Below are 24,402 nucleotides of genomic sequence, written 5' to 3'. Positions count from 1 at the left end.
CGGCCCACCGGCGCCGGGGCATGATGTGCCGGTGAGTGCTGAAGACATTGAGGCCTACGAGAACGATCTGGAGCTCGACCTGTACCGCGAGTACCGCGACGTCGTCTCCCTCTTCTCCTACGTCGTCGAGACCGAACGGCGCTTCTACCTCGCCAACGCCGTCGACGTCCAGGTGCGCACCAACGGCGGCGAGGTCTTCTTCGAACTCACCCTTGAGGACGCCTGGGTCTGGGACATCTACCGCTCCTCCCGCTTCGTCAAATCCGTCCACGTGGTCACCTTCAAGGACGTCAACGTCGAGGAGCTGACCAAGCCCGAGATGGACATCCCCTCCTGAGCGCCCCTCCCGCGCCGCGGCGCCCGCCGGCGCGGGACCCCCGGCCGGCGCCGGGACGGCCGCCCGGCGGCCGGGGCGGGTCCACCAGGGTGGTTCCCCGGTCCCGCGCGCCCCGCCGGGCACCACAGGCCGCCCCCGTGAGGGGGTGATCCACAGCCCTCGACGGCGCCCCTTGGCCGCGAGCGCCCCGAGGCGCAGCCTGGTGGCGGAGGTGATCGCCATGAGCCCAGCACGCCCGGCGCGGGGGCGCTCGGCCGGGGCCGCGGCTCCCGCCGGCGCGGGGAGGCCGCCCGGCGGCCGGGGCGAGTCCGCCGCGCAGCACCGGCGGGAGACGGGGCGCCTGGGCGAGCGGATCGCCGCGCGCTACCTCGCCGACTGCGGCTGGCGGGTGCTCGAGCGCAACTGGAGGCCGGGCGCGGGACTGCGCGGCGAGCTCGACCTGGTCGCCCTCGACCCGACGACCGGCGCGCCCGGCCCCGCCCTCGTGTGCGTCGAGGTCAAGACCCGCGCGTCCCGGCCCGCCGCACCGCCCGCCGCCCCGCCCGCGGCGGCCGTCACCGCCGCCAAGCTCGCCCGGCTGCGCGCCCTGACCTGCGCCTGGGCCGCCTCGCACGAGGTCGCCCACTGCGGGCTGCGCATCGACGTCGTGTCCATCGTGCTGCGCCCCGGCCTGCCCGCCGTGCTGCGCCACCACCGGGGGGTGGGACTGTGAGCGGGCTGGCGCGCACCCTCGCCGTCACCCTCACCGGCCTGACGGGGCACATCGTCGAGGTCGAGGCCCACTGCGCCCCGGGCCTGCCGGCCTTCACGCTCGTTGGCCTGCCCGACGCCGCCGTGAGGGAGTCGCGCGAGCGGGTGCGGGCCGCCCTGTCGACCTGCGGCGTCACCTGGGGGGAGAGGCGCCTGACCGTCAACCTCTCCCCGGCGGACCTGCCCAAGACGGGCACCGGCTTCGACGTGAGTATGGCGCTCGCGGTCCTGGCCGCCCGCGGGGAGCTGCCGCGGCGCGCCCTGGCGTCCCTGGCGGGCACCGTCTTCATCGGCGAACTCGGCCTGGACGCCTCCGTCCGGCCGGTGCGCGGCGTCCTGCCCGCCGTCCACGCCGCGGCGCGCGCCGGCGTCGAGCGGGTCGTCGTCCCCGCCGACGCGCAGGCCGAGGCCCGGCTCGTGCCCGGCATGCGGATCCTGGCCGTCAGCCACCTGGGCGAGCTCATCGCCGCCCTGGGGGGCGAGGTCCCCGCCGCCGTCACCGGTCTCGTGGAGGGGGCCCGGGGCCGGCGCCGTCACGAGCCGGCCGGGTCGGCCGACCGCGCGCCGGCGCCCGACCTGGCCGACGTCGTCGGTCAGGCCGGGGCCCGACACGCCCTCGAGGTCGCCGCCGCCGGGGGCCACCACATCCTGCTCGTCGGCCCGCCCGGGGCCGGCAAGACCATGCTCGCCGAGCGCCTGCCCTCGATCCTGCCGCCGCTGGGCCCCGCCGACGCCGTGACGGTCACCTCCATCCACTCGGTGGCCGGCCTCCTCGACGCCGAGCGGGGCCTGGTGACCACTCCGCCGCTGCGCAGCCCCCACCACACGGCCACGCGGGCCGCCGTCATCGGCGGGGGCAGCGGAATGCCCCGCCCCGGCGACGTGTCCCTGGCCCACCGCGGCGTGCTCCTGCTCGACGAGGCCCCCGAGTTCCCCTCCGGCGTCCTGGACTGCCTGCGCCAGCCACTGGAGTCCGGCGAGGTGACCATCGACCGGGCCGGCGGGCGGGCGACCTACCCGGCTGCCTTCCAGCTCGTCCTGGCCGCCAACCCCTGCCCCTGCGGGAGGGCCACGGGGCACGGCAAGGGATGCACCTGCACCTCCCTGCAGCGGCGCCGCTACTTCTCCCGGCTGTCGGGCCCGCTCCTGGACCGGGTCGACATCCAGGTCGAGGTCGGGGCCGTCAGCGCCGTCGAGCTGTCCCGCGCCGTCCCGGGGGAGAGCAGCCGGACGGTCGCCGCCCGGGTGGCGTCCGCCCGCCGCCGCGCCGCCAGGCGCCTGGAGTCCACCCCGTGGAGTCTCATGAGCCAGGTGCCCGGCTCGTGGATCCGCTCCGAGGCCTCGGGCACCGACCCCGCCCTGGTGCGCCGCCTCATGGGGGCGCTCGACCGGGGCGATCTGAGCCTGCGCGGCGTGGACCGGGTCCTGCGCCTGGCGTGGACCCTGGCGGATCTGGCCGGAGCCGCCGCCCCCGACCCGACCCACCTGGGCACCGCCCTGGCCCTGCGCACGAGAGGAGCCCGCCCATGACCGCCACTGCCGCCACTGCCGACGCCGCCGGCCCGGCCGCCGACCCCATTGCGACCGCCGTCGACCCCGACCCCGCCTCGCGGCCCGGGGGAGCGGGCGGAGCGGACCCGCGCCCGGCGCCGGGCGCCCTCCCCTACGACCACCGCGACCCGGTCATGGCCCGCGTCACCTGGTCGCGGCTCGCCGAGCCCGCCGACAAGGCCGCCGCCGCCCTCGTGGCGGGACTCGGTCCGGTCGCCGCGCTCGACTGGGTCCTGGAGCAGGCGCGCAGGGCCGACGGCGCGCCCCCGGCCGCGCTCGACCCGCCCCTGCCCACCGGACACGACCCCGCCCGGGCCGCAGCGGCCTGGGCGGGCGCCGTCGCCCGGTGGACGCCGCGCCTGGAGGGCCTCGACCTGCGCCGCGAGCTCGAGACCCTCGAGCGCCTGGGCGGGAGCCTCGTCATCCCCGGGGACCCGTGGTGGCCCCCGGGCCTGGACGAGCTCGAGCAGCCGCCCTTCTGCCTGTGGGTGCGCGGCGACCCCGCGCTGCTGGCCCTCCGCGGCGAGCCGGAGCCCGGGGGAGGCCGGCCCCCGCCCGGCCGCCAGGACCGCGTCCCCGCCGGACCCGGCGCCGGCCTGGCGGTCGCGCTCGTGGGCTCGCGGGCCTCGACCGCCTACGGGGAGGGCGTCGCCCGGGACCTGGGGCGCGAGCTCGCCGCCCGCGGCGTCCTCATCGTGTCGGGGGGCGCCTACGGCATCGACGCCGCCGCCCACCGCGGCGCCCAGCAGGGCGGCAGGACCCTGTCGGTGTCCGCCGGGGGCGTCGACCGCCTCTACCCGGCGGGCAACGCCGGGGTCCTGGAGGAGATCGTGACCACCGGGGCCCTCGTCGCCGAGGTCCCCCCGGGCTGCCAGCCCGGGCGCCACCGCTTCCTGTCGCGCAACCGGCTCATCGCCGCCATGACCGGGGGGACCGTCGTCGTCGAGGCCGCCTGGCGCTCCGGGGCCCTGTCCACCGCCCGCCACGCCCGCGACCTGGGACGGGAGCTGGGCGCGGTGCCCGGCCCGGTGACCTCCATGGCCTCGGCCGGATGCCACCGGCTCCTGCGCGAGGGCGCCGTGTGCGTCACCGACGCCGACGAGGTCCTGGAGCTCATCGGGCCCCTGGGCGCCAGCGACCCCGACGCCCTCAAGGCCCGCCGGGCCGAGGAGCGCGGCGGCGGACTGCTCGACGGGCTGGACGAGCTGCCCGCGGCGGTCCTGGACGCCATGCCCGCGCGCGGCGCCACCGGCGCCGCCGCCCTGGCCCGGGTCGCCGGACTGAGCGAGCGGGAGGTCGTCTCCGCCCTCGGCCTGCTCGAGCTGGCCGGGCGGGTCGGGCGCGAGGGCGAGTCCTGGCGCCGCGCGCGGGCATCGGACCGCCGGGCGTCTAACCTGGATGCGTGAACCAGGACCGGCCCGAGACCCGAGGCGAGCTCCTCGACGCCTGGACGAGGCACCTGAGCCTCCGGCGGGGCCTGTCCGAGCACACGGTGCGCGCCTACGCCGGGGACCTGGAGGATCTGCTCGGCTTCCTGGGCGTCGACCCGGACGAGTCGGCGCCCGTGGGGCCCGTCCTGCGCGGCCTGACCCTGGCCGACCTGCGCGCCTGGCTCGCCGCCCTGGCCGCCTCCGGGCACGCCCGCGCCACCCTGGCCCGGCGCAGCGCCGCCATGCGCACCTTCTCCACATGGGCCTTCCGCTCCGGGCTGCTCAGGCGCGACGTCGCCCTGCGCCTGTACTCCCCGCGCGTGGACAACCGCCTGCCCGCCGTCCTGACCGTCGAGCAGGCCCGCGACCTGCTGGCCGCCGCCGCGCAGCGCGCCGAGCAGGCCGAGCGGGCCGACCGCGCGGCGCCGCCCCCGACCCGGCGCGCCGCGAGGCCCGGCGCGGCCGGCGCCCTCGCCCGCCGCGACCTGGCGATCCTGGAGATGCTCTACGCCACGGGCGCGCGCGTGGCGGAGCTGTGCGGCCTGGACCTGGGCGACGTCGACGCCTCCCAGCGCACGGTGCGCGTCATCGGCAAGGGCGACAAGGAACGCATGGTGCCCTACGGGGCGCCCGCGGCCCGGGCGCTGGACGGGTGGCTGGCCGTGCGCCCCCGCCTGACCTCGGGCGCCTCGGCGGACGCCCTCTTCCTCGGGGCTCGCGGCGGGCGCATCGACCCGCGCATCGTGAGGGGCGTCGTCCACCGGGCCGCGGCGGACGCGGGCGTGCCCGACCTCGGCCCGCACGGGCTGCGCCACTCGGCGGCCACCCACGTCCTGAGCGGCGGGGCGGACCTGCGCGTCATCCAGGAGCTGCTGGGCCACGCCTCGCTGGCCACCACCCAGCGCTACACCCACGTCTCCACCGACCGCCTGCGCGCCGTTTACGCCCGGGCCTTCCCCCGGGCCTGAGCGCCGAGCCCCGGCGGGCCCGTCCGCCCCGCCGTGGGCGCGGGCGGCCCGGCGGACGCCGTCGCGCGCGAGGTTGTCGTCACACCCGTCCCGTTCGCCCCATCCATCCCGCCGTGGGTGCGGGCCGGCCGGTGACGGGCGGCCCGGCGGTTCAAAAAGGTGGCCAGCGCATATCTTTCGCCCTCGGTCCCACACTCCTCCCGTCCCGAAGTGGCGCAATGACGCCATTGCTCGGACGCGCAGGAGCCGCCGCGCACCCGAAAGTCACGCGCCGGCCACCTTTTTCCGCCCCGCCGACGCCCCGGACCACGACGGCGAGGGTGCTGGAGGCCCCGACCGCGCTCGAACCTTCATCGACCGGGCCCGGACCGCGGCAGGGGCACCGGACGGTCGGGGCGGCGCCCCGCCCGGCCCTACTGAACCGGCTTGAGGCGGATGATCGGGGGATCGAGCAGCCGCAGGGGATTGATGTAGGTCTTCGGGCCCGTGCGCGCCCCCCAGTGCAGGGCGTCCACGCCGTCGGAGCGGTGCCCCGCCACCAGCGTGCCGATGACCTGGCCGCGCCCGACCGCCTCCCCGGCGCTCACGACCGCCTCGACCGGCTCGTAGGTGGTGCGGATCCCGCCGGCGTGGTCGATCGAGACCACGGGCCGACCCGCCACCATCCCGGCGAAGACCACCGTGCCGTCGCCGGCGGCCAGGACGGGCGAGCCCGCCGCCAGGGCCAGGTCGACGCCCCGGTGGCCGGAGCCCCACACCACGGCCGGCGGGTCGAAGCCCTCCAGGACCGCGGCGGGCCCGCCCGTGGGCCAGGTGTAGGCCGAGCGCGGCGCGCGCCGGTCGGCGGCGGGCGCCGCGGACGGGGCCTCGACCGCGCCCGGCGATCCCGCGGCGCCGAGGGCGCTCGCGGGGGCCGTCGCCGGGAGGCGGGCGCACAGCGCCAGGGCGGCCGCGACCGCGACGAGTCGGCGCGGGGCGCCCCGCGCCGTGCGCCGGGATGCGCGCGGGACGGGGGAGCGCGGTGCGCGCCGGGACCCGTTCGGGACGGGGGAGGGGGAGGCTGCGCTCATGACTCCAGGCTGGGGCGGGGCGGCGGGCCGCGCACCCCGGTCGCGCGAGCCCTGTGGACGGCCCCGTCGCCGCCGTCGGCTGTGGAGCCCGGGGCGCCGCCCCGCGCCGCGCGCCCGCCGCGCACGGGCCGGGACCGGGAAGGTTGTTCAGGGGTGGTTTTGAAGGCGTGGGGCGTGAGGGTCGGCCGTGACGGCCCGCTCGGGTCGCCTCCGGGCGCGTCGGGGGGTCGGGTAGGGCCGTCTGCGTGGCTGTGAGGGCGTCTGGTCACCCCCGGGCGCGTCGGGGGGTCGGGCGCGGCGGAATCGGCCGGTGCGGTCGTCGGGGACGGCCCAGGCGGGGGCGGCCCGAGCGTGGGCGGCCCGGGCGGCGGCGGGGCGATTCCGGCGCCCCGTCCCCGCTTCGCCCCGATAGTGCATCTCGCATGGTGGGACGGCGTCTCGCATGTCGTGACGCGGCCGGCCCGCGAGATCGTCACTTAACCCGCGAGCACGTCACTCTGGCAGACGTGCTCGCGGGTTAAGTGACGATCTCGGCGGTTACCCGACGTTCTCGCGGGTTACCCGACGATCTCGCGGACCGCGGCGCCCGCCGCCGCGCCCCGGACGCCGAGACGTGCACTTCGCACTCGAGCGGGCAGTTTCAACCGCACGCAAGTGGTCCAAGAAGAGCAACGCCATGAGCCCACTGAATAACCTTCCGGGGCCGGGGAGGCGGGGGGAGCGGCGGAGGGAGGCGGGGTGATGCGCGCGACACGGCCCCGGACCCCGGATTCCCCCGCCGGGACGCCGGAAGATCCGTCCCGTGTGATACCGTCGCGCACGCAGTCGCCTGTGGGTCGAGCCGGTTGTCCCGGGTCGGCGGTCGGCGGCTGACTTCGCGTGTCCGCACCCGCGGCCCGGGCGGGGCCCTCCGCCACGGGGCGCCGGGCCGTCCTTTCGGGCGCCACGGCCGAGGTCCCTCCCGCCCCAGCGGGCGGAGGGCGGTCGGGCGTCGCGGGCACCAGGCCCCACCCGCCTTCCGCGAGGCGGAGCCGCCGCCCGGCCGGGTCGGCGGCAGGGGAGGAACCACCCTTCGGGGCGGCGTCGGACCCGGCGCCCGCCCCCCGAGAGAAGCGCGCGTGAGGCGACCTCCGCACGCGCACGGAAGGACCGTCATGGCCACTGTCACCATGCGTCAGCTCCTGGAGTCCGGCGTTCACTTCGGCCACCAGACCCGCCGCTGGAACCCGAAGATGAAGCGATTCATCCTCACCGAGCGCAATGGCATCTACGTCATCGACCTCAACCAGACCGTCTCCGGCATCAACACCGCCTACGACTTCGTCAAGGAGACCGTCGCCCGCGGCGGCAACATCCTGTTCGTCGGCACCAAGAAGCAGGCCCAGGCCGCCGTGGCCGAGCAGGCCCAGCGCGTGGGCATGCCCTACGTCAGCCAGCGCTGGCTGGGCGGCATGCTCACCAACTTCTCCACCGTGCACGCCCGTCTGGACCGCATGAAGGAGCTCGAGCAGATCGACTTCGACGACGTGGCCGGCTCCGGGCGCACCAAGAAGGAGCTGCTCATGATGCGCCGCGAGAAGGACAAGCTGGTCAAGACCCTCGGCGGCATCCGCGACATGTCCAAGCTGCCCGCGGCCCTGTGGGTCGTGGACACGAAGAAGGAGCACCTGGCGGTCTCCGAGGCCCAGAAGCTGGGCATCCCGGTCATTGCGATCCTGGACACCAACTGCGACCCCGATGAGGTCACCTACGGCGTGCCCGGCAACGACGACGCCATCCGCGCCGTGACGCTGCTGACCCGCGTCGTGGCCGACGCCGTCGCCGACGGACTCGTGGCCCGCTCCGCTGGCCTGCGCCGCACGGGCGAGGAGGCCGAGGCGGGCACCGCCGACGCCGAGCCGCTGCCCGAGTGGGAGGCCGCCCTCCTCGCCGGCGCCGAGGAGGCCGCTTCGACCCAGGCCGCCCCGGCCGAGGCCGCCGAGCGGGCCTGAGCCGCCCGCCAACCGCACGCCCACGTTCAACACAGCTTTCAAGGGAGGACATCCATGGCGAACTACACCACCGCCGACATCAAGGCGCTGCGCGAGAAGACCGGCGCCGGCATGCTCGACGTCAAGAAGGCCCTCGACGAGGCCGACGGCGACGTCGAGAAGGCCACTGAGATCATCCGCGTCAAGGGCCTGAAGGGCATCGCCAAGCGCGAGGGGCGCAGCGCCTCCGCCGGCCTCGTCGCCGCCAGGGTCGTCGACGCCGCCGACGGCCAGGTCGGCGTCGTGGTCGAGATCAACGCCGAGACCGACTTCGTGGCCAAGAACGAGAAGTTCCTCGACTTCGCCGACCGGGTCCTGGCCGCCGCCGTCGCCTCCGGGGCCGAGACCGTCGAGGCCCTCGCCGAGGCCGACGTCGACGGCACCACCGTCAAGGACCTGACCGACTCCATGCAGGCCGTCATCGGCGAGAAGATCGTCGTGCGCCGCGTCGGCCGCCTGGCCGCCCCGAAGGTCGAGATCTACCTGCACCGCACCAGCCCTGACCTGCCGGCGCAGGTCGCGGTCCTCATCGGCACCGACGCCGCCGGCGCCGGGGTCGCCCACGACATCGCCATGCACACCGCGGCCTACTCCCCGCTCTACCTCAGCCGCGAGGACGTCCCCGCCGAGACGATCGCCAAGGAGCGCTCCATCGCCGAGGAGACCACGCGCGCCGAGGGCAAGCCCGAGAAGGCCATCCCCAGGATCGTCGAGGGCCGCCTGAACGGCTTCTTCAAGGAGAACTGCCTGGTCGACCAGCCCTACGCCAAGGACCCGAAGACCACCGTCGGCAAGGTCATCAAGGCCGCTGGCGGCACGATCACCGGCTTCCTGCGCTTCCGCGTCGGCGCCTGAGCCGCCGTCCGGGACCGCCGCCGGTCCGGCCCACGCGCCGGCCCCGGTCCGCGAGATCGCCGCTTGACCCGCGAGCACGTCACTTGACCCGCGAGCACGTCTGCTAGAGGTACGTTCTCGCGGGTCAAGTGACGTTCTCGCGCGTCGGGCCGCGTCCACGGGCGGTCCGTGCCGCGCGGACGGGGCCGGGCCGCCCCCCGGTCCCGTGCTGTACCCTCTGCCAAGGCGCGCGCCGGCGCGCCGGCAGCCGACGCGCGCCGACGAGCGAGGAGAGCCTTGTATGACCGCACAGCCGCAGGACACCGCCACCCCCTCGGGACGCCCCCGTCGCATTCTGCTCAAGCTCTCCGGCGAGGTGTTCGGCGGCGGCGCCGTCGGCCTGGCCCCCGACGTCGTGGCCGACGCCGCCCGCCAGATCGCCCGGGCCGTCCGCCAGGGCGTGCAGGTGGCGGTCGTCGTGGGCGGCGGCAACTTCTTCCGCGGCGCCGAGCTGTCCGAGCGCGGCCTGGACCGGGCCCGCGCCGACTACATGGGCATGCTCGGCACCGTCATGAACGCCCTGGCCCTGCAGGACTTCATCGAGAAGGCCGGGGTGCCCGCGCGCGTCCAGTCCGCCATCGCCATGACGCAGGTCGCCGAGCCCTACGTGCCGCTGCGCGCCATCCGGCACCTGGAGAAGGGCCGCGTGGTCATCTTCGGCGCCGGCGCGGGCCTGCCCTACTTCTCCACCGACACGGTCTCGGCCCAGCGGGCGCTGGAGACGCACTGCGACGAGCTCCTCGTGGGCAAGAACGGCGTCGACGGCGTCTACACCGCCGACCCGCGCACCGACCCCGAGGCCGAACGGCTGGACCACCTGACCTACGCCCGGGCCCTGGCCGAGGGGCTCAAGGTCGTCGACGCCTCCGCCTTCGCCCTGTGCCGCGACAACGGTCTGACAATGCGCGTGTTCGGCATGGGCGAGCCCGGTAACATCACCCGTGCCCTCCTCGGTGAGAAGATTGGCACTCTGGTCACCGCCGTCTGAGCGCATCCGCCACCACACCGCACCATCAAGGCAAGGAGCCGAACCACTATGATCGACGACGTCATGCTCGAGGCCGAGGAGAAGATGGAGCAGGCCCTGGAGGCCTCCAAGCGCGAGCTCGCCTCCATCCGCACCGGCCGCGCCAACCCCTCCATGTTCAACCCGATCCTTGTCGACTACTACGGCGCCCCCACGCCCCTCCAGCAGCTGGCGGGCATCACCATCCCCGAGGCCCGCACCGTCATCGTCAGCCCCTACGACCGCAGCGCCATGAAGGCCATCACCACCGCCATCCGCGAGTCCGACCTGGGCGTCAACCCCACCGACGACGGCACGATCATCCGGGTGACCCTGCCCGCCCTGACCGAGGAGCGCCGTCGCGACTACGTCAAGCTCGCCAGGTCGCGCGCCGAGGAGTCCCGCGTGCAGGTGCGCGGCATCCGCGGCAGGTCCAAGAAGGAGCTCGAGGCCATCAAGAGGGCGGGCGAGGCCGGCGAGGACGACGTCAAGCGCGCCGAGACCGAGCTCGACGCCCTCACCAGGCGCTTCGTCGAGGCCATCGACACCGCCCTGTCCGCCAAGGAGTCGGAGCTGATGGAGGTCTGAGGCCCTCCCGGCCCGCCCTCCGCCGCACCGCCGCCCGCCCACCCGCTGAAAGACCCGTGAGCCCGTTCACCGCGCTGCTGTCCCCGCCGCCCACCCGCAACCACGCCCCCCTGCCCGCCACCGGGCGCGCGGGGCGCAACCTGCCCGCCGCGATCGGGGTCGCCGTGATCCTCGTGGGGGCCATCCTGGCCTCCCTCATGTTCAACAAGGTCGCCTTCGTCGGCGTGGTGGTCGTGGCCGTGTGGGGGGCCCTGTGGGAGCTGGCCGGCGCCTTCGCCCGCAAGGGCATCCGCCTGCCGCTGGCGCCCCTGTGGCTGGGCGCGCTCGGCATCGCCGTGTCCGCCTGGACGGTGGGCGCGGAGTCCGCCTTCGGCGCCTACATCGCCACCGCGGGGGCCTGCGCGCTGTGGAGCTTCATGGACCAGGCCGAGGCGGAGACCGGCACCGCGCTGGAGTCCGCCGAGCACGACGACGTCCCGCGGACCAATATCCACGACGAGGTGCGCCGCTCCCGCTCCGTCACCGCCTCGGCGGCCGTCTTCGCCGCCACCTACCTGCCCTTCCTCGCCGGCTTCGCGGTGCTGCTCGTGGCGCAGGACCACGGGGTCGGCAAGGTCGTCATGCTCATCGCCCTGCCCGTGGCCAATGACACGGGCGGCTGGCTCGCGGGCATCATCTTCGGCAAGCACCCCATGGCGCCGAGCGTGTCCCCGAAGAAGTCCTGGGAGGGATTCGCCGGCTCCATGGTGGCGGCCATTCTCACCGGCGCGGGCTGCGTGTGGGCGCTCGGCGGGCGGACGGCGGCGTGCATACCGGCCGGGGCGCTGCTGGGAATCGTCGTCGTCATCGTGTCCACCCTGGGGGATCTGGGTGAATCGTTGCTCAAACGCGACCTCGGCCTGAAGGACATGGGCACGCTCCTGCCGGGCCACGGCGGCCTCATGGACCGCCTCGACTCCATTCTCGTGGCCGCGCCCGTCGTCTACGTTTTCAGCCTCATTATGCTGTAAAAGGGCGGTGGGGCCGGGGCCGCCCACTCGCGCGGGGCGCGGGCCGGCGTCCCGCATCCCGCCCGCGGGCGGAAGAACCCGCCAGGGCCGCCTGCTGCGGCGCCGATCCGCTCCGGGCGGTACTCTCGGTGAATGCGCATCGCCGCGCGTCCCGTGAGACCCGTGAGAGGAAGGAGACGCACCCACGTGAGCCCCGCACCCGAGCAGACCCGTCGCCGCCCGGCGCGAGCCGCGCCCGTGGCGATCCGGCGCCCCGCGCCCGGCCCCGCAGGTCCCGTCCCCGGTGAGGTCCAGGTGCTGCCCACCGACCAGCCGCCGGAGGGCGCCGCCAGTCCCGACGCGCGCCCCCGACTGTCCTTCGCGGCGCCGCCGGCCTGGGGCAGGGCGCCGCGTCACCTGGCCGACCTCGACCTGGCCGGGCGCAGGGCGGTCCTCGCCGAGGCCGGGCTGCCGGCCTTCCGGGCCGACCAGATCTCCCGCCACTACTTCACCCGCTTCACCCGCGACGCCGCCGATATGACCGACCTGCCCGCCGGCGGGCGCGACCGGCTCGTCGCCGAGCTCCTGCCCGAGCTCGCCGCCGTCGTGCGCACCCTGCGGGCCGACGGCGGACGGACCGTCAAGCACCTGTGGGAGCTGCACGACGGCGTGCGCGTGGAGTCCGTCCTCATGCGCTACCGGGACCGCACCACCCTGTGCGTGTCCTCCCAGGCCGGCTGCGGCATGGCCTGCCCCTTCTGCGCCACCGGCCAGATGGGTCTGACCCGGAACCTGTCCACCGGCGAGATCATCGAGCAGGTCCGCCGCGCCGCCCGGGCCTGCCGGGAGGGCGAGCTGGGCGGCGATCCGGTCCGCCTGAGCAATGTCGTGTTCATGGGCATGGGCGAGCCCATGATCAACTACAAGAACGTCGTCGCCGCCCTCCACCGCCTCATCGACCCCGCCCCGGAGGGGTTCGGCCTGTCCGCCCGCGCCATCACCGTCTCCACCGTGGGCCTGGTGCCGCTCATCCGCAAGCTGGCGGGGGAGGGGATGGCGGTCACGCTCGCCGTCTCCCTCCACGCCCCCGACGACGCTCTGCGCGACGAGCTCATTCCCATTAACTCCAGGTGGAAGGTCGGCGAGCTCCTCGACGCCGCCCACGACTACTTCCGCGTTACCGGCCGGCGCGTGTCCATCGAGTACGCTCTCATCAAGGATATGAACGATCACGCCTGGCGCGCCCAGCGCCTGGCCGACGAGCTCAACGCCCGCGGCCGCGGCTGGGCCCATGTCAACCCCATTCCGCTCAATCCCACGCCGGGCTCCATCTGGACCTGCTCGGAACCCGACGTGCAGGACCGCTTCGTGGATACACTGCGGCGCGCGGGCATCACCACCACCGTGCGCGATACGCGCGGCAGCGATATCGACGGCGCCTGCGGTCAGCTGGCCGCCGAGGTGCTCAATCAGGAAACGGCGAGGAGGATCCGATGAGCGAACTGTTCCCCAGAGTCGGAGCCCTGCAGCAGGGCTACCGCGTCGAGCAGGTCGACCGCTACTTCGAGATCGCCCACGAGATCTACGACGCCGGCGAGCTGGAGGAGATGGACTCCGAGGGCGTGCGCACCGTCGCCTTCGACGTCGTGCGCGGCGGCTACCAGCCCGACGCCGTCGACTCCGCGCTCGACCGCCTCGAGGCCGCCTTCCTCCAGCGCCGCCGGGCCGAGTTCGTGGCTGCCAACGGCCGCCAGGCCTGGATGGATCAGGTCGCCGAGCTCGCCACCAGCCTCTACCCGCGCCTGCTGCGCCCCGCGGGCGAGCGCTTCGCCCCGGCGCCCAAGGTCGGCTACTCCAAGCAGGACGTCGACGCCCTCATGGACCGCATCGCCGCCTACTTCGACTCCGACGGCGCCATCACCTCCGACGAGGTCCGCTCGGCGACCTTCGGGTCGGCCAAGCGGGACAGGGCCTACGAGGAGACCAGCGTCGACCGCTATCTGGCCCGCGTCGTCGAGGTCCTCCTGTCCGTCGAGTGAGCCCCGCCCCGCCGACCGCCCGCCCCCGCCTTCCGAATCCCGCCGCCGAGGAGACCAGGCGATCACAATGACGCAGTCGAATCCCCCCATCCCCGCCGTCCCGACCGACTCGGCCGCTCCCGCCGTTCCCGCTCCGAGCGATCCCCCCGCCCCGGCCGGTCCGATCCCCCCCGTCCCGCCCGACCCCGCCCCGGCCTCCGCGGACCCGCGCCTGGTCCTGCTCGGCTCCACCGGCTCCATCGGAGTTCAGACCCTCGACGTCGTCGAGCGCCTGGCCGCCGGCCGGCCCGAGGGCGTGAGCGCCCCGCGCGTCGCGGCCCTGGCCGCCGGCGGCTCCAGGCCCGCAGAGCTCGCCGAGCAGGCCGTGCGCCACGAGGTGCCGCTGCTGGCCGTCAGCGCCGGCGCCGACGCCGTCCCCCGCCTGCGCGCCCACCTGGCCGAGGCGGCCGAGCGCCTCGGGCGCCCCGACCCCGTCCGGCGGATCCTCACCGGACCCGACGCGGCCGCCGACGTCGTCGAGGCCGCCGCAGTGGGACCGGGCGACACGGTCCTCAACGGCATCACCGGCTCCGTGGGGCTGCGGCCCACCCTGGCCGCCCTCGCCGGCGGCGCCACCCTCGCCCTGGCCAACAAGGAGTCCCTCGTGGTGGGCGGGGCCCTGGTCAGGCGGGCCCTGGTGCGCCCCGGGCAGGTCGTGCCCGTGGACTCCGAGCACTCGGCCATCGCCCAGGCGCTGCGCTCGGGCGTCCACGAGAAGGGGCTGACCAGTCCCGTTCAGACCGGCCGCACCGAGGTGCGCCGCCTCATCCTCACCGCCTCGGGCGGGCCCTTCCGCGGCCGCAGCCGGGCCGAGCTGACCGGCGTGACCGCCGAGCAGGCCCTGGCCCACCCCACCTGGGCCATGGGCCCGGTCGTCACGGTCAACTCCTCGACCCTGATCAACAAGGGGCTGGAGCTCATCGAGGCGCACCTGCTGTTCGACATCGACCCGGCCGATATCGTCGTCGTCGTCCACCCGCAGTCCGTCATCCACTCCATGGTCGAGTTCATCGACGGCGCCACACTGGCCCAGGCCTCCCCGCCCGATATGCGCCTGCCCATCGCCCTGGGCCTGACCTGGCCCGCCCGGGCGGACCTGTCCGGGCTCGTGGCCCCCAACGCCTGGGAGGAGCCCGTCTCCTGGGACTTCGAGCCCCTGGACGCGCAGACCTTCCCCGCGGTCGACCTGGCCCGCTCGGCCGTGGCCGCCTCCGCCACCCACCCGGCCGTCCTCAACGCCGCCAACGAGCAGGCCGTCGGCGCCTTCCTGACCGGCCGCCTCGACTGGGCGGGCATCGTCGAGGTCGACGCCGCCGTCGTCGCCGAGCACACCGCGCGGGCCGACGATCCGCCCCCCGGTCTCGACGACGTTCTGGCCGCCGAGGCCTGGGCCCGCGCCCGCGCCGATGAGATCATCGCCGCTGCCTCCGGAGGCCCGCGGTAGGGCACACTGGTCCCCTGCGCCGATCCTCCGCGCCGACCGCCGGCGCGCACACAACCCCAGGGAGGCCGCTCCGTGAGTCAGACCGTCGCCTACGTCCTCGGCATCGTCGTTCTCATCATCGGGATCGGCCTGTCGGTCGCCCTCCACGAGCTGGGGCACATGATCCCGGCCAAGCGCTTCGGGGTGAAGGTCCCGGAGTACTTCATCGGCTTCGGGCCCAGGCTCTGGTCCTTCAAGCGCGGCGAGACCGAGTACGGCGTCAAGGCGATCTGGTTGGGCGGCTACGTCAAGCTCCTGGGCATGGTGCCCCCGGCCAAGCCCGGGCGCGCCGACAAGCCCGACTCCATGGTGGCCGACGCCCGGGCCGAGTCCCTGGCCGAGCTCGGTCCCGACGAGCAGCACCGCGCCTTCTACCGGCTGAGCGTGCCCAAGAAGCTGATCGTCATGGCCGGGGGGATCCTGACCAATCTGGCGCTGGGCGTCATCCTGCTCGCCCTCGCCCTGGGCGTCGTCGGGCAGAGCGCCTACACCTCCACGCTGGCCTCCGTGTCCGCCTGCGTGCCCGCCGACGTCGACGCCGCCGGCGCCTGCGCCGATGCCGACGCCCCCTCGCCGGCCGCCGCCGCGGGCCTGAGGGTCGGCGACGAGATCCGCTCCTGGAACGGGGCCCCCACCACCACGTGGGCGCAGGTCCAGCAGGCCATCCGCGCCTCGGGGACCGCCCCGGCCGCCGTCGTCGTCGAGCGCGACGGGCAGGAGCTGACCCTGACGGTCACCGCCGTCGAGGTGCCCCGCACCGTCTACGCCGCCGACGGCAGCGTCGTCACCGGCGCCGACGGCGAGCCGGTCACCGAGCAGCGCCCCTACGTCGGCATCGGGCCCGCCCTGGGCACCCAGCGCACTCCTCCGAGCCAGATCCCCGCGGTCGTGGGCACCGCCGTCGGGCAGACCCTCAGGGCCATCGTGACCCTGCCCGTCGGGCTCTACCACGCCGTCGCCGCCGGGCTGGGAGCGGAGAAGCGCAGCCCGGAGGGGCTCGTCAGCCTGGTCGGCGTGGGCAGGATCGCGGGCGAGGTCTCCAGCGCGGGCGCGGGGTCGGGCACCGTGCCCTTCGCGGTGCGCCTGTTCTCCATGCTCAGCCTCCTGGGCTCGCTCAACCTGGCGCTGTTCGCCTTCAACCTCATCCCCCTGCTGCCCCTGGACGGCGGGCACGTCGCCGGGGCCCTGTGGGAGGGGGCCCGACGGCGGATCGCGCGCCGGCGCGGGCGCCCCGACCCCGGTTACGTCGACACCGCGCGCATGCTGCCGGTGGGTCAGGCCGTCTTCGTCCTGCTCATCGTCATGACCCTGGTGCTCGTGTGGGTCGACGTCGTGGCGCCGCTGTGAGCGCCGGGGCGCCGCGCCGCGCGAGCGCGCACCCGGCGGTCCGGCGAGGCGCCGCCGTGAGCGCCGGACGGGAGCCCTCCCGGTCATGACCAAGGACATATAGTGCGCCCGGCGGGATTGGCATAGCATCACCGATCGTGCGCGATATTCCCGAATCCGATTCCGAGGGCACGGGGCGTCAGAATATCGAGGTCTGGAATGACCTCGTCTCGCCCCGGGACCTGGTGATCTGCCTGCTGGTATCGGTGGCCTGCGCCGCCGCGGCGGTCCTGATATCCCCGCGGTCCGGCGGGCAGACGCTTTTCTGGGGACTGGGGGCGTCGGTCGCCGGTTTCATTGTGAATTGTCTTCTCGTGACCCCCAAGCGGGAGGTCGTCATAGTCGATGACGCGGATGGCATCGACGTTGCCGATGGCGTCGACGGCGCGGATCTCGTCGGCGCCGGCGGAGGCGGTGACGACGAATGACCGCGGAACTCGTTCCCATGATGCTGGCGGCGGTGCTCGGCGCCGTCGTCCTCTACACCTTCATCGGCTTCATCCCCGGCACCGACGAGACGAGCGTGCTCGCGCCCGTCACCCTGGCCGTCGTGCTGGCCGGCGCCCCGCCGCAGGTGGTGCTCGCCTTCTTCGTCTCGGCGGTCGTCACCCTCAACCTCATGAACGGCATACCCACGGCGCTGGTGGGCCTGCCGGGCGGGGTGATGTCGGCCCCGCTCATGGACCACTCCGTGCTCCTGCGCCGCAGGGGACTCGCCTCGAGCACGATCCGGAAGATGGCGGTCGGCTCCGCCGTGGGAACCCTGGTCTCCATCCCCCTCAGCTTCGCCCTGGCGGGGCTGCTCGCCCCCTTCGCCGAGCCGATCAAGGCCCAGACCCCCGTCATCCTGGCGGCGGGGGCGGTGCTCCTGGCGCTGCTGGGCAAGAACCGGATCCTCTCGCTGGCGGCGATCATCCCCCTGGCGCTCATGTTCCAGGCACTGCCCGCGCTCTACCGCTCGACCGGCGTCATCTCCAAGGACGACAGCGTGAACATCTCCTTCTTCCTGGGGATCACGGTGGGTCCCATGCTCATCACCCTGCTGGAGCTGCTCAACGCCGGGCGCCGCGCGGCCCTCCCGCACGGCAGCCGCACGAGGGCGACGCTCCTGCGCTCCGGATTCGACTCGCAGGAGCTGGTGCCCGCCCGCCTGGTCTCCGGCTCCGAGGGTCTGTGGAGCGCCGCCATGGCGGCCGTCTCGACGCCCCTGTTCGTCCTGAGCCCCGTCGGTTTGACCTTCCTGCTGGGGGAGGCGTCCGCGGCCCGCCAGAAGAGGGATCCCGTGCTGCGAGCGCAGCGCGCCGTGACCGTGATGAGCGCGCTGACGCACTCGACGTACCTCGCCGGAGTCATCATCCCGCTCGTGGCGCTGGGCATTCCCGTCTCGGGGGTCTCCGCGGGGCCCGCGGGTCCGCTGTTCAAGGCGCCGCCCGTCTACGACCTGGACAATAATCTGCACCACCAGCTGCAGATGGTCGATTTCATTGGAGTCGTCACCCTGGGCGCGCTGATCTCCGTCGCCATCACCTACGTCATCGCCGTGCGCTGGTCGTCGCAGATCACCTACTTCGTCATGCGCCGCATTCCGCATGAGGCGGTGCTCGCCCTGTTCGTGGCGTTCATCCTGCTGCTCGCCTACATCGACGCGGGCGTCCCGAACATGTTCGGGGTGCTTCTCATCGGCGTGGTGTGCGGGGCGTTCAACCGACTCGGAGTCTCCTACGGCGTGCAATTCATGACGCTCTACGCCGCGCCCGGAATCGTCACGGCCCTGGCCGCCCTGGCCTGAAGCCGCCCCGGGCCGGCTCGGGACTGCCGTAGCCTGCCGGGATCGGCCAGGACCGGTCAGGGTCAACCGGGACCGTCCCGGGTCGGCCAGGGACCTGGCCGGAGCGCCCGGCGCCAACCGGATCGCCCGATCCCGGCCTCTCTGGCCCGACGTTGCCCCGGAACTCGGTCCTGGCCCCGTGGCTTTCCGGTTTATCGGGATAATTCTCGGGCGCGGGCGCGATCCTCATCCTTCCGCGGATTCAGGCCCTCCATCGCGCCCGGGATGATCCGATCCAAGTCGATGGCCCGGACGACGTCGTCCCCCAGATCCTCCCCGGCGATCAGGCGCACATCGACGACGGCGTCGTCGGGCAGATCGGCGGCCAGGATGATGGCGTCAATGATCGCGTGACGCAGCGCGACCAGAGTAGGGGCCCAAGTGCGGGCGGTGGGCTCCTGGTCGCACTGGGCGAGCCATGCGTCCGCTTCGCGGGTGACGGTGTAGGTGCTCATCTCAACCATCCTTTCCCGAGCACGGGGGCCAGGTCACGGGCGATCGCCGCGAGGGTCCCGTCCCGTCGATCGATCCGCATGGCGGGACGGCGTCTCGCATGTCGTGACGCCGCCGACCCGCTTGGACCAACCGAGCTCTTGGGGGACGCGCGTCAATAACGGTGGACCCAAGGAGGCGGCTGGTTCGTCGGTTCGGAATCAGCAGGTGAGATGACCTTATACCCTTCGTCGCGAAGAGCGTCCGCTACGATGTTCGGCATTGATTTTGCAATCGCCTGCACTTGCGTGATGCGCCAGCGGACACGCTGCTCTTCAAGTACTTTGAGTGCGTCATCGGCGTGGTCAACGCCAAGATCGTGTATAAGCATCTCAAGGAGGTCTTCGAGGGCCGGTCGCAGGCGCGGCCCACCGACCGGGATATGGATGTCGGAAAGCTGTGGGACTCGCTTCGTGCTTCCGCGTTGATAAACTTTTTTCCGACTACTGCCGACGCCGTCGCGGCACATAGTGAATGTCCAAGCGTCCCGATGTGCATGCATGTGCATGTGAAAACTGGGAACGCTCGATCTCGGATGCCGCATGTATTCCATTCGCATGAGAGGCTCATTCGCATCCTTCGGAAGGAGAATGAACCGTGATGTCTCGATGAGCATGTGCGAGTGGCGGGGGGATGAGGTGCACTCATAATTGACCAGCAGTTTGAGGATTTGTGCGCCGTTGATCGTCAAGGGTGCAGGTTTATTGTTAGGAGGTGCGATTGTCGCCCTCCAAACATTTCCTTTGGTGCTTTCATCGACTATGCAGTCGGGTGCCGACTCGCACACGGTGCGAATCGTCCGGGTCGTTTGATCTGCGAATTCACGAGCCTCTCGGACCTGCTGCGACAATGTGCTCATCATTTGAAGAGCAGGAAGGTGACGGCGTGGTATTCAGAGAAGAGCATGCTCTCCTCCTCGTCATAGTTCCAATCCTGCTCGCGTTCGAGCGCGCGCTCCAGGCTGCCGAAGCGGCGCTCCAACTTCTTGACGACCTCTGATCTCCGCTCCAGGAGTTCATCCTCGGTGAATGTGCGGACGAGGCCGTCCATCTGCGTCGTCGGCATGTCGTCCTCCCGTCGGACTGCATCTCAATGACATTTTACACTAGTGTGCGACCGACGGTTACGAGCGGGTGCGTGCATCATCGGTGCGGACGTGCGGTGCCGGGCCGGCGGCATCGGATGCACCGGTCGCGCCGAGCGGCATCGAAGCGCGGCGCGCCGAGCGGCGGGCCAGGAGCCCCGGGTCCACGCCGAGCAGACGCGCCTGCTCGGCGGTGCGCCCCGTCACCAGAACGTCCGTGCGGCGCAACTGCTCGACGTCGGCCGCGCCCAGCAGGGTCATGAGCGCGCGCACGTGATCGGTCCACGTGCGCAGCTCCCGCCGCAGCCCGTCGGCGCCGTCGTGGACCAGGGTGCGCAGGAAGTGGCCGGAGGCGCCGACGGCGCTCGCCCCCAGCGCGAGCGCGCGCACGACGTCGAGCGGGTTGCGCACGCCCCCGGAGGCGAGCACCGGCAGGCCGACGGGCTCCTCGCCGCCCAGCGCTTCCAGGAGGCACAGCGCCGTCGACTGGCCCCAGCCGGTCAGGTAGGAGTAGTCCCGGCGGGGGCGCCGCTCGTTCTCAATGGCGACGAAGTCCGTGCCGCCGGCGCCGGCCACGTCGACGGCCCCGACCCCGGTCCCCTCCAGCGCCGTGATCGTGCGGCGCGAGAGCCCGAACCCCACCTCCTTGACCACGACCGGCACGTCCACGGCCGCGGCGATGGCGGCGATCCGCCCGGCCCAGTCGCGGAAGTCCCGGTCCCCCTCGGGCATGACCAGTTCCTGGGCCGCGTTGAGATGGATCTGCAGGGCGTCGGCCTGGAGCATCTCGACGGCGCGCACCGCCTGCTCCGGGGCGAGCGTCGGGCCCACGTTGGCGAGCACGAAGGCGCGGGGGGCCTCGCGGCGGATGACGCGGAAGCCCTCGGCGCGCTCGGGGTCCCTCAGGGCGATGTGCTGGGAGCCGCAGGCGATCGCGACGCCCGCGTCGGCGGCGGCCCCGGCCAGATCGGCGTTGACCGCCGCCGTGGCCCGCGTGCCCCCGGTCATCGCATTGATGTAGAAGGGGACCTGCCAGCGCGCGCCGCACACGGTCGTGCTCGTGTCGACCGCCTCGGTGCCGATGCCCGGCAGGGCGTGGTGGACGAAGGCCAGGTCGTCGAAGGCGCTGGGCCGGTCCGCCCCGTGCAGGCGCACGGCCAGCTCCAGGTGCTCGTCCTTGCGGGCGGCGCGCTCCGACTCCGCGGGGCCGGCGGGTCGGGCCGGGGCGGCGGGGCCGGCGGGCCGGGCCGTCCCCGTGGATCCGGCGGGTCCGGCAGAGCCGGCGGGCCGGTTCATGAGGCGGCCCCGGGGCGCGAGTGGACTGACAGGTCCAGTGGCACGATGCCCGCCGCCTCCCAGGCCGCGCACATGGCGGCCGCGTCCGTGGCCGGCGGGCACAGGGCGATGCCGCAGTCCCCGCCCCCGGCGCCCGAGCTCTTGGCCGCCGCCCCGTGCTCTCGGGCGATGTCCACGAGCCGCTCCAGCAGAGGGGTCTCGATGACGACGCCGCTGGTGCGGCTCAGGCCCAGCAGGAGCCGTCGGCTCTGCTCGATCCGCCGCATGACCCCCCGGGAGTCGCCCTCCTCGAGCGCCCGCACCAGACGGGCCAGGCAGGCCTCGGAATCGCGCAGGAAGACGGCGTAGGCGCCGTCGTCCCCGCGCGCGCCGGCCCGGACGTCCGCCACCAGGCGCGGGGTGGAGGCGGGGTCGCCGGTCCAGCCCGCGCGCAGGCGCAGGTCCGGGGCGGGCAGGCGGCAGATGCTCAGGCGCGGCCAGCGCGCGCGCACCAGCTCGCCCGTGCTCATGCGGGTGCGCGCCCGGCGCAGCCAGGCGCGGTCGGGGGAGGCGTAGGCGACCCAGCCGGTGAAGGCGGCGGCGGCGATATCGCCCCCGGATCCGATGGGCTGGACGGCGTCGGTGGCCAGCAGCGCCAGTTTGTACACGGCCAGGTCGTCCAGGGGCAGGCCGTACAGGCCCGCCACGGCCCGCACCGCGGCCACGGTCACCGCCGCGGAGGAGCCCAGGCCGAGCTTGCGCCCGCCGGCGTCGTCCAGCTCGCTGGAGATGTCCAGGTCGAAGAGGCGCAGCCCGCCGCCCGTCTCGAGCACCATCCGCTCGACGGCGCGGATCGCCGAGATCACGTAGTCGCCCGCCCGGTCCGGGGCCTGCGCCATGGAGTCCCCGGCGCGCCGGCGCCAGGTCAGCGGGCCGTCCTCGTACAGGTCGGAGCTGATGCGGCCGGATCCCTCGGCGGCCGCGGCCCGCACGGTGATGAAGCGGTCGAGGGCGACCAGCACCGCCCGGTGACCGGGCTCGACGACGGCGTACTCGCCGGCGATGTAGAGCTTGCCGGGGGCGCTGCCGGTCGCGCCGCGGGGGACTGCGCTGAAGTCACCGCGGGGGGCGCCGGCCGTCACGGGGCGACCTCCTCGACGCGCACGCCGCCGCCGGGGCGGCGCACCGTCATCGCCGCACCGGGGAGGCGGTCGCGAAGGGCGGCGACGACGGCGCCGGCGTCGGCGCCGCGGGTCAGGACCTTCACGTTCGGGCCGGCGTCGATGGTCGCCCAGGCGGGCAGGCCCTCCTCGCGCACGGCGCGGACCGCGTGCAGCGCCTCGATCGTCCGCGGCAGCCAGTACATGATGGAGGGGCGCGAGGCGATCATGGCGGCGTGCATCCCCAGGGCGTTGGCCTCGACGACCTCACCCAGGCGCTGCAGGTCGCGCTCGCGCACCGCCGCCAGCGCCGCGCGCAGGTCCTCGCGGCCGGCCTCGACCCAGGCGGGGTAGAGCGGGGAGGTGCGAATGGTCGCCCGCATGGCCTCGGTACTGCTGATGGTCTTGCGCTCTTCGGAGAGCACGATCACGACCATGGCCGGGTCCAGGCCGGCACCGCCGGGCTCGTCGGCCCCGTCGACGACGACGGGCTCGGCGTAGGAGGTGGCGTCGTCGACGCCGGCGTTCCACAGCACCAGCCCGCCGAAGACGGAGCGCGCGGCCGAGCCCGAGCCGCGCCGGGCGAGCCGGGACAACGCGCGGTCGTCCAGGTCCATGCCCGCCGCGCGCGAGGCGGCCGCGGCGAGCGCGGCGAAGCCCGCCGCGGAGCTCGCCAGGCCGGCCGCCAGCGGCACCGCGGAGGAGGAGACGACGGTCGCCGCGGCCGTCAGGCCCGCCCGCGCGCGCACGAGGTCGAGGAAGCGGGTCACCCGGGCCCGCGCCGCCCCGCCGGGGGCCGCGCCGTTGATGGTCACGGCGTCGGCGCCGTCGGCGCCGCCGTCGAAGGAGACCGTGGTGGTGGTCCGGGTGGCGCCCAGGGTGAGGGACAGGCTCGAGGCGGTGGGGATCGTCAGCGACTCGTCCGCCTTGCCCCAGTACTTGATGAGGGCGATATTGGTGTTCGCGCTGGCCGTCGCGGCGGGGGTCATCCGTCCGCCTCGCTGACGCGCATGCGGTAGGTCCACGTCGCCGCCGCCCCGGCGCGCTCCAGTTCGGCGCGGATGCGGTCCGCCGTCCGCGGGCCGTCCGCCAGCGCGATCGTGCACCCGCCCAGCCCCCCGCCGGTGAGCTTGGCCCCCAGGGCCCCGGCCCGGCGGGCGGCCCCGGTGAGCCCGTCGAGGATCGGCAGGCTCAGGCCGAGCTCGGCGAGCACCGCGTGCGCCCGGTTCATGGCCGCCCCCAGGGCGGGGGCGTCGCCGTCGTTCAGCGCCGCGATCGCCGTGCGCGTGAGCGCGCCGAGGGAGCCGATGAGCGGGCCGACGGTCCCGGTGTCCTCCTTGTAGCGCCGGCGCAGCGCGCCGACGGCCTCGCGGGTGCTGCCGTGGACGCCCGAGTCGGCGATGACCAGGTGGGCGCGCTCGATGCGCTGGCTGAGGGGGCGCATCTGGCCGCCCTGGAACCGGATGGGGCAGGGGGAGCAGGTCGCGGCCGCGTCCAGCCCGGACGGCCTGCCGTGCGCGACCTTCTCGGCCGTCTGCGTGAGCGCGAACAGCTCGCTGGTGGAGGCGTCGCGCCGGCAGGCGTCCAGGACGGCGCGGATGATCGCGCCCGCGGCGGCGGCCGACGATCCCAGCCCGCGCTCGTGGGGGAAGTCGCTGCGGGTGGTGATCTCGAAGGACAGGTCCAGACGCCCGGAGAACTCGCGGGCCGCCTCGAAGGCCCGGGCGATGCAGGCGAACCGGGGCCCGGCGTGGTCGATGGGGCCGCAGTAGTCGAGGCTGCGCAGCCTCGAGGGGCCGTGGACGGGGGCGGCCGTCGCCCGCATCTGCAGATCGTGCAGCGGCAGGGCCACGGCGGGGTGCCCGTACACGACGGAGTGCTCGCCCAGGAGGATGGCCTTGGCCCAGGTGCGGCCGTGCCCCACGCGGGCGGGGGAGCGCCTTTCCATGTCTTTCCTTGCCTGTGGCCTGAGAGTGCGGGAGGGCCCGGGCCGGGTTGAGGGG

24 protein-coding genes are annotated in these 24,402 nt (G+C 74.3%); 16 read left to right on the top strand and 8 right to left on the bottom strand.

Annotation, left to right across the window (positions count from 1 at the left end):
* Window positions 1-31: 31 nt before the first annotated feature.
* From G446_RS0105455 to G446_RS0105430, 5 genes are all read left to right on the top strand, one after another.
* A complete protein-coding gene (locus tag G446_RS0105455; RefSeq protein ID WP_026409391.1) occupies window positions 32-337 on the top strand; it encodes a DUF2469 domain-containing protein in 306 nt (101 codons plus the stop codon).
* Between the two features lie 220 nt (window positions 338-557).
* On the top strand, window positions 558-1,049 hold the full coding sequence (locus tag G446_RS0105450) for a YraN family protein (RefSeq protein WP_084779020.1): 492 nt from the start codon (window positions 558-560) through the stop codon (window positions 1,047-1,049).
* Entirely contained in the window at window positions 1,046-2,617 is a 1,572-nt protein-coding gene (locus G446_RS0105445; protein WP_026409389.1) for a YifB family Mg chelatase-like AAA ATPase, read from the top strand. The genes G446_RS0105450 and G446_RS0105445 overlap by 4 nt, the downstream gene beginning before the upstream one ends.
* A 155-nt stretch (window positions 2,618-2,772) precedes the next feature.
* The gene (locus G446_RS16145; protein WP_051285684.1) at window positions 2,773-4,044 is read left to right on the top strand and encodes a DNA-processing protein DprA; all 1,272 of its coding nucleotides are present in this window, start codon (window positions 2,773-2,775) and stop codon (window positions 4,042-4,044) included.
* Complete coding sequence (locus G446_RS0105430; RefSeq protein WP_026409388.1) at window positions 4,041-5,036, top strand: tyrosine recombinase XerC; 996 nt, start codon at window positions 4,041-4,043, stop codon at window positions 5,034-5,036. Before G446_RS16145 ends, G446_RS0105430 begins: the two co-directional genes overlap by 4 nt.
* A 413-nt stretch (window positions 5,037-5,449) precedes the next feature.
* Here G446_RS0105430 and G446_RS20565 read toward each other — a convergent pair whose 3' ends face one another.
* Window positions 5,450-6,106, bottom strand: a complete 657-nt coding sequence (locus G446_RS20565) for a M23 family metallopeptidase (RefSeq protein WP_211228250.1) — start codon at window positions 6,104-6,106, stop codon at window positions 5,450-5,452.
* Window positions 6,107-7,260: 1,154 nt separating this feature from the next.
* On the opposite strand from G446_RS20565, the gene rpsB reads away from it, so the two are divergent.
* From rpsB to G446_RS0105370, 11 genes are all read left to right on the top strand, one after another.
* The gene (rpsB, locus tag G446_RS0105420; RefSeq protein ID WP_026409386.1) at window positions 7,261-8,097 is read left to right on the top strand and encodes a 30S ribosomal protein S2; all 837 of its coding nucleotides are present in this window, start codon (window positions 7,261-7,263) and stop codon (window positions 8,095-8,097) included.
* 54 nt (window positions 8,098-8,151) lie between these two features.
* Entirely contained in the window at window positions 8,152-8,991 is an 840-nt protein-coding gene (gene tsf / locus G446_RS0105415) for a translation elongation factor Ts (RefSeq protein ID WP_026409385.1), read from the top strand.
* Between the two features lie 280 nt (window positions 8,992-9,271).
* On the top strand, window positions 9,272-10,018 hold the full coding sequence (pyrH, locus tag G446_RS0105410; protein WP_026409384.1) for a UMP kinase: 747 nt from the start codon (window positions 9,272-9,274) through the stop codon (window positions 10,016-10,018).
* A gap of 48 nt (window positions 10,019-10,066) precedes the next feature.
* Window positions 10,067-10,624: a ribosome recycling factor gene (gene frr / locus G446_RS0105405; RefSeq protein ID WP_026409383.1), complete on the top strand. Its 558-nt coding sequence runs from the start codon at window positions 10,067-10,069 to the stop codon at window positions 10,622-10,624.
* A 56-nt stretch (window positions 10,625-10,680) separates the two neighbouring features.
* A complete protein-coding gene (locus G446_RS0105400) occupies window positions 10,681-11,634 on the top strand; it encodes a phosphatidate cytidylyltransferase (protein WP_026409382.1) in 954 nt (317 codons plus the stop codon).
* 237 nt (window positions 11,635-11,871) lie between these two features.
* Window positions 11,872-13,110, top strand: coding sequence for a dual-specificity RNA methyltransferase RlmN (rlmN, locus tag G446_RS0105395; RefSeq protein ID WP_051285678.1), 1,239 nt, complete (start codon window positions 11,872-11,874; stop codon window positions 13,108-13,110).
* A complete protein-coding gene (locus G446_RS0105390) occupies window positions 13,107-13,652 on the top strand; it encodes a DivIVA domain-containing protein (protein ID WP_026409380.1) in 546 nt (181 codons plus the stop codon). Before rlmN ends, G446_RS0105390 begins: the two co-directional genes overlap by 4 nt.
* A 67-nt stretch (window positions 13,653-13,719) precedes the next feature.
* Window positions 13,720-15,135, top strand: coding sequence for a 1-deoxy-D-xylulose-5-phosphate reductoisomerase (locus G446_RS0105385; RefSeq protein WP_084779014.1), 1,416 nt, complete (start codon window positions 13,720-13,722; stop codon window positions 15,133-15,135).
* Between the two features lie 72 nt (window positions 15,136-15,207).
* Entirely contained in the window at window positions 15,208-16,521 is a 1,314-nt protein-coding gene (locus G446_RS0105380) for a M50 family metallopeptidase (protein ID WP_026409378.1), read from the top strand.
* Between the two features lie 137 nt (window positions 16,522-16,658).
* A complete protein-coding gene (locus G446_RS16135) occupies window positions 16,659-16,988 on the top strand; it encodes a hypothetical protein (RefSeq protein ID WP_051285677.1) in 330 nt (109 codons plus the stop codon).
* Window positions 16,985-18,349, top strand: coding sequence for a tripartite tricarboxylate transporter permease (locus tag G446_RS0105370; protein WP_026409377.1), 1,365 nt, complete (start codon window positions 16,985-16,987; stop codon window positions 18,347-18,349). Before G446_RS16135 ends, G446_RS0105370 begins: the two co-directional genes overlap by 4 nt.
* Window positions 18,350-18,540: 191 nt before the next feature.
* Here the strand turns inward: G446_RS0105370 and G446_RS20875 are convergent, their stop codons facing one another.
* The 7 genes from G446_RS20875 to mvk form a co-directional block, all read right to left on the bottom strand.
* On the bottom strand, window positions 18,541-18,843 hold the full coding sequence (locus G446_RS20875) for a hypothetical protein (protein ID WP_051285676.1): 303 nt from the start codon (window positions 18,841-18,843) through the stop codon (window positions 18,541-18,543).
* A 152-nt stretch (window positions 18,844-18,995) separates the two neighbouring features.
* Window positions 18,996-19,571: a hypothetical protein gene (locus G446_RS19170; RefSeq protein WP_245574595.1), complete on the bottom strand. Its 576-nt coding sequence runs from the start codon at window positions 19,569-19,571 to the stop codon at window positions 18,996-18,998.
* A 167-nt stretch (window positions 19,572-19,738) separates the two neighbouring features.
* Entirely contained in the window at window positions 19,739-19,945 is a 207-nt protein-coding gene (locus G446_RS0105355; RefSeq protein ID WP_026409376.1) for a hypothetical protein, read from the bottom strand.
* 58 nt (window positions 19,946-20,003) lie between these two features.
* Window positions 20,004-21,260: a type 2 isopentenyl-diphosphate Delta-isomerase gene (fni, locus tag G446_RS16120; protein ID WP_084779013.1), complete on the bottom strand. Its 1,257-nt coding sequence runs from the start codon at window positions 21,258-21,260 to the stop codon at window positions 20,004-20,006.
* Window positions 21,257-22,381 (bottom strand): phosphomevalonate kinase, encoded by a 1,125-nt coding sequence (locus G446_RS0105345; protein ID WP_051285675.1) that lies wholly within the window; start codon window positions 22,379-22,381, stop codon window positions 21,257-21,259. The genes fni and G446_RS0105345 overlap by 4 nt, the downstream gene beginning before the upstream one ends.
* Window positions 22,378-23,388, bottom strand: coding sequence for a diphosphomevalonate decarboxylase (mvaD, locus tag G446_RS0105340; protein ID WP_026409374.1), 1,011 nt, complete (start codon window positions 23,386-23,388; stop codon window positions 22,378-22,380). The genes G446_RS0105345 and mvaD overlap by 4 nt, the downstream gene beginning before the upstream one ends.
* A complete protein-coding gene (gene mvk, locus G446_RS0105335) occupies window positions 23,385-24,347 on the bottom strand; it encodes a mevalonate kinase (protein WP_026409373.1) in 963 nt (320 codons plus the stop codon). The genes mvaD and mvk overlap by 4 nt, the downstream gene beginning before the upstream one ends.
* Between the last annotated feature and the right edge of the window lie 55 nt (window positions 24,348-24,402).

The sequence above is a fragment of the Actinomyces dentalis DSM 19115 genome (assembly GCF_000429225.1).
In the GTDB taxonomy this organism is placed as follows: Bacteria; Actinomycetota; Actinomycetes; order Actinomycetales; family Actinomycetaceae; genus Actinomyces; species Actinomyces dentalis.
Note: the sequence above shows the minus strand (reverse complement) of the source record. Positions and strands in the feature narration are given on the sequence as shown.

Bases quoted from the DNA above. Each gene is read 5' to 3' on its own strand.
- G446_RS20875 (WP_051285676.1), bottom strand. From the start codon at position 18,843: ATGAGCACCTACACCGTCACCCGCGAAGCGGACGCATGGCTCGCCCAG.
- pyrH (WP_026409384.1), top strand. From the start codon at position 9,272: ATGACCGCACAGCCGCAGGACACCGCCACCCCCTCGGGACGCCCCCGT.
- mvaD (WP_026409374.1), bottom strand. From the start codon at position 23,388: ATGACCCCCGCCGCGACGGCCAGCGCGAACACCAATATCGCCCTCATC.
- G446_RS16145 (WP_051285684.1), top strand. From the start codon at position 2,773: ATGGCCCGCGTCACCTGGTCGCGGCTCGCCGAGCCCGCCGACAAGGCC.
- G446_RS0105390 (WP_026409380.1), top strand. From the start codon at position 13,107: ATGAGCGAACTGTTCCCCAGAGTCGGAGCCCTGCAGCAGGGCTACCGC.
- rpsB (WP_026409386.1), top strand. From the start codon at position 7,261: ATGGCCACTGTCACCATGCGTCAGCTCCTGGAGTCCGGCGTTCACTTC.
- G446_RS0105355 (WP_026409376.1), bottom strand. From the start codon at position 19,945: ATGCCGACGACGCAGATGGACGGCCTCGTCCGCACATTCACCGAGGAT.
- mvk (WP_026409373.1), bottom strand. From the start codon at position 24,347: ATGGAAAGGCGCTCCCCCGCCCGCGTGGGGCACGGCCGCACCTGGGCC.
- G446_RS0105450 (WP_084779020.1), top strand. From the start codon at position 558: ATGAGCCCAGCACGCCCGGCGCGGGGGCGCTCGGCCGGGGCCGCGGCT.
- G446_RS20565 (WP_211228250.1), bottom strand. From the start codon at position 6,106: ATGAGCGCAGCCTCCCCCTCCCCCGTCCCGAACGGGTCCCGGCGCGCA.
- G446_RS0105385 (WP_084779014.1), top strand. From the start codon at position 13,720: ATGACGCAGTCGAATCCCCCCATCCCCGCCGTCCCGACCGACTCGGCC.
- tsf (WP_026409385.1), top strand. From the start codon at position 8,152: ATGGCGAACTACACCACCGCCGACATCAAGGCGCTGCGCGAGAAGACC.
- fni (WP_084779013.1), bottom strand. From the start codon at position 21,260: ATGAACCGGCCCGCCGGCTCTGCCGGACCCGCCGGATCCACGGGGACG.
- G446_RS0105370 (WP_026409377.1), top strand. From the start codon at position 16,985: ATGACCGCGGAACTCGTTCCCATGATGCTGGCGGCGGTGCTCGGCGCC.
- frr (WP_026409383.1), top strand. From the start codon at position 10,067: ATGATCGACGACGTCATGCTCGAGGCCGAGGAGAAGATGGAGCAGGCC.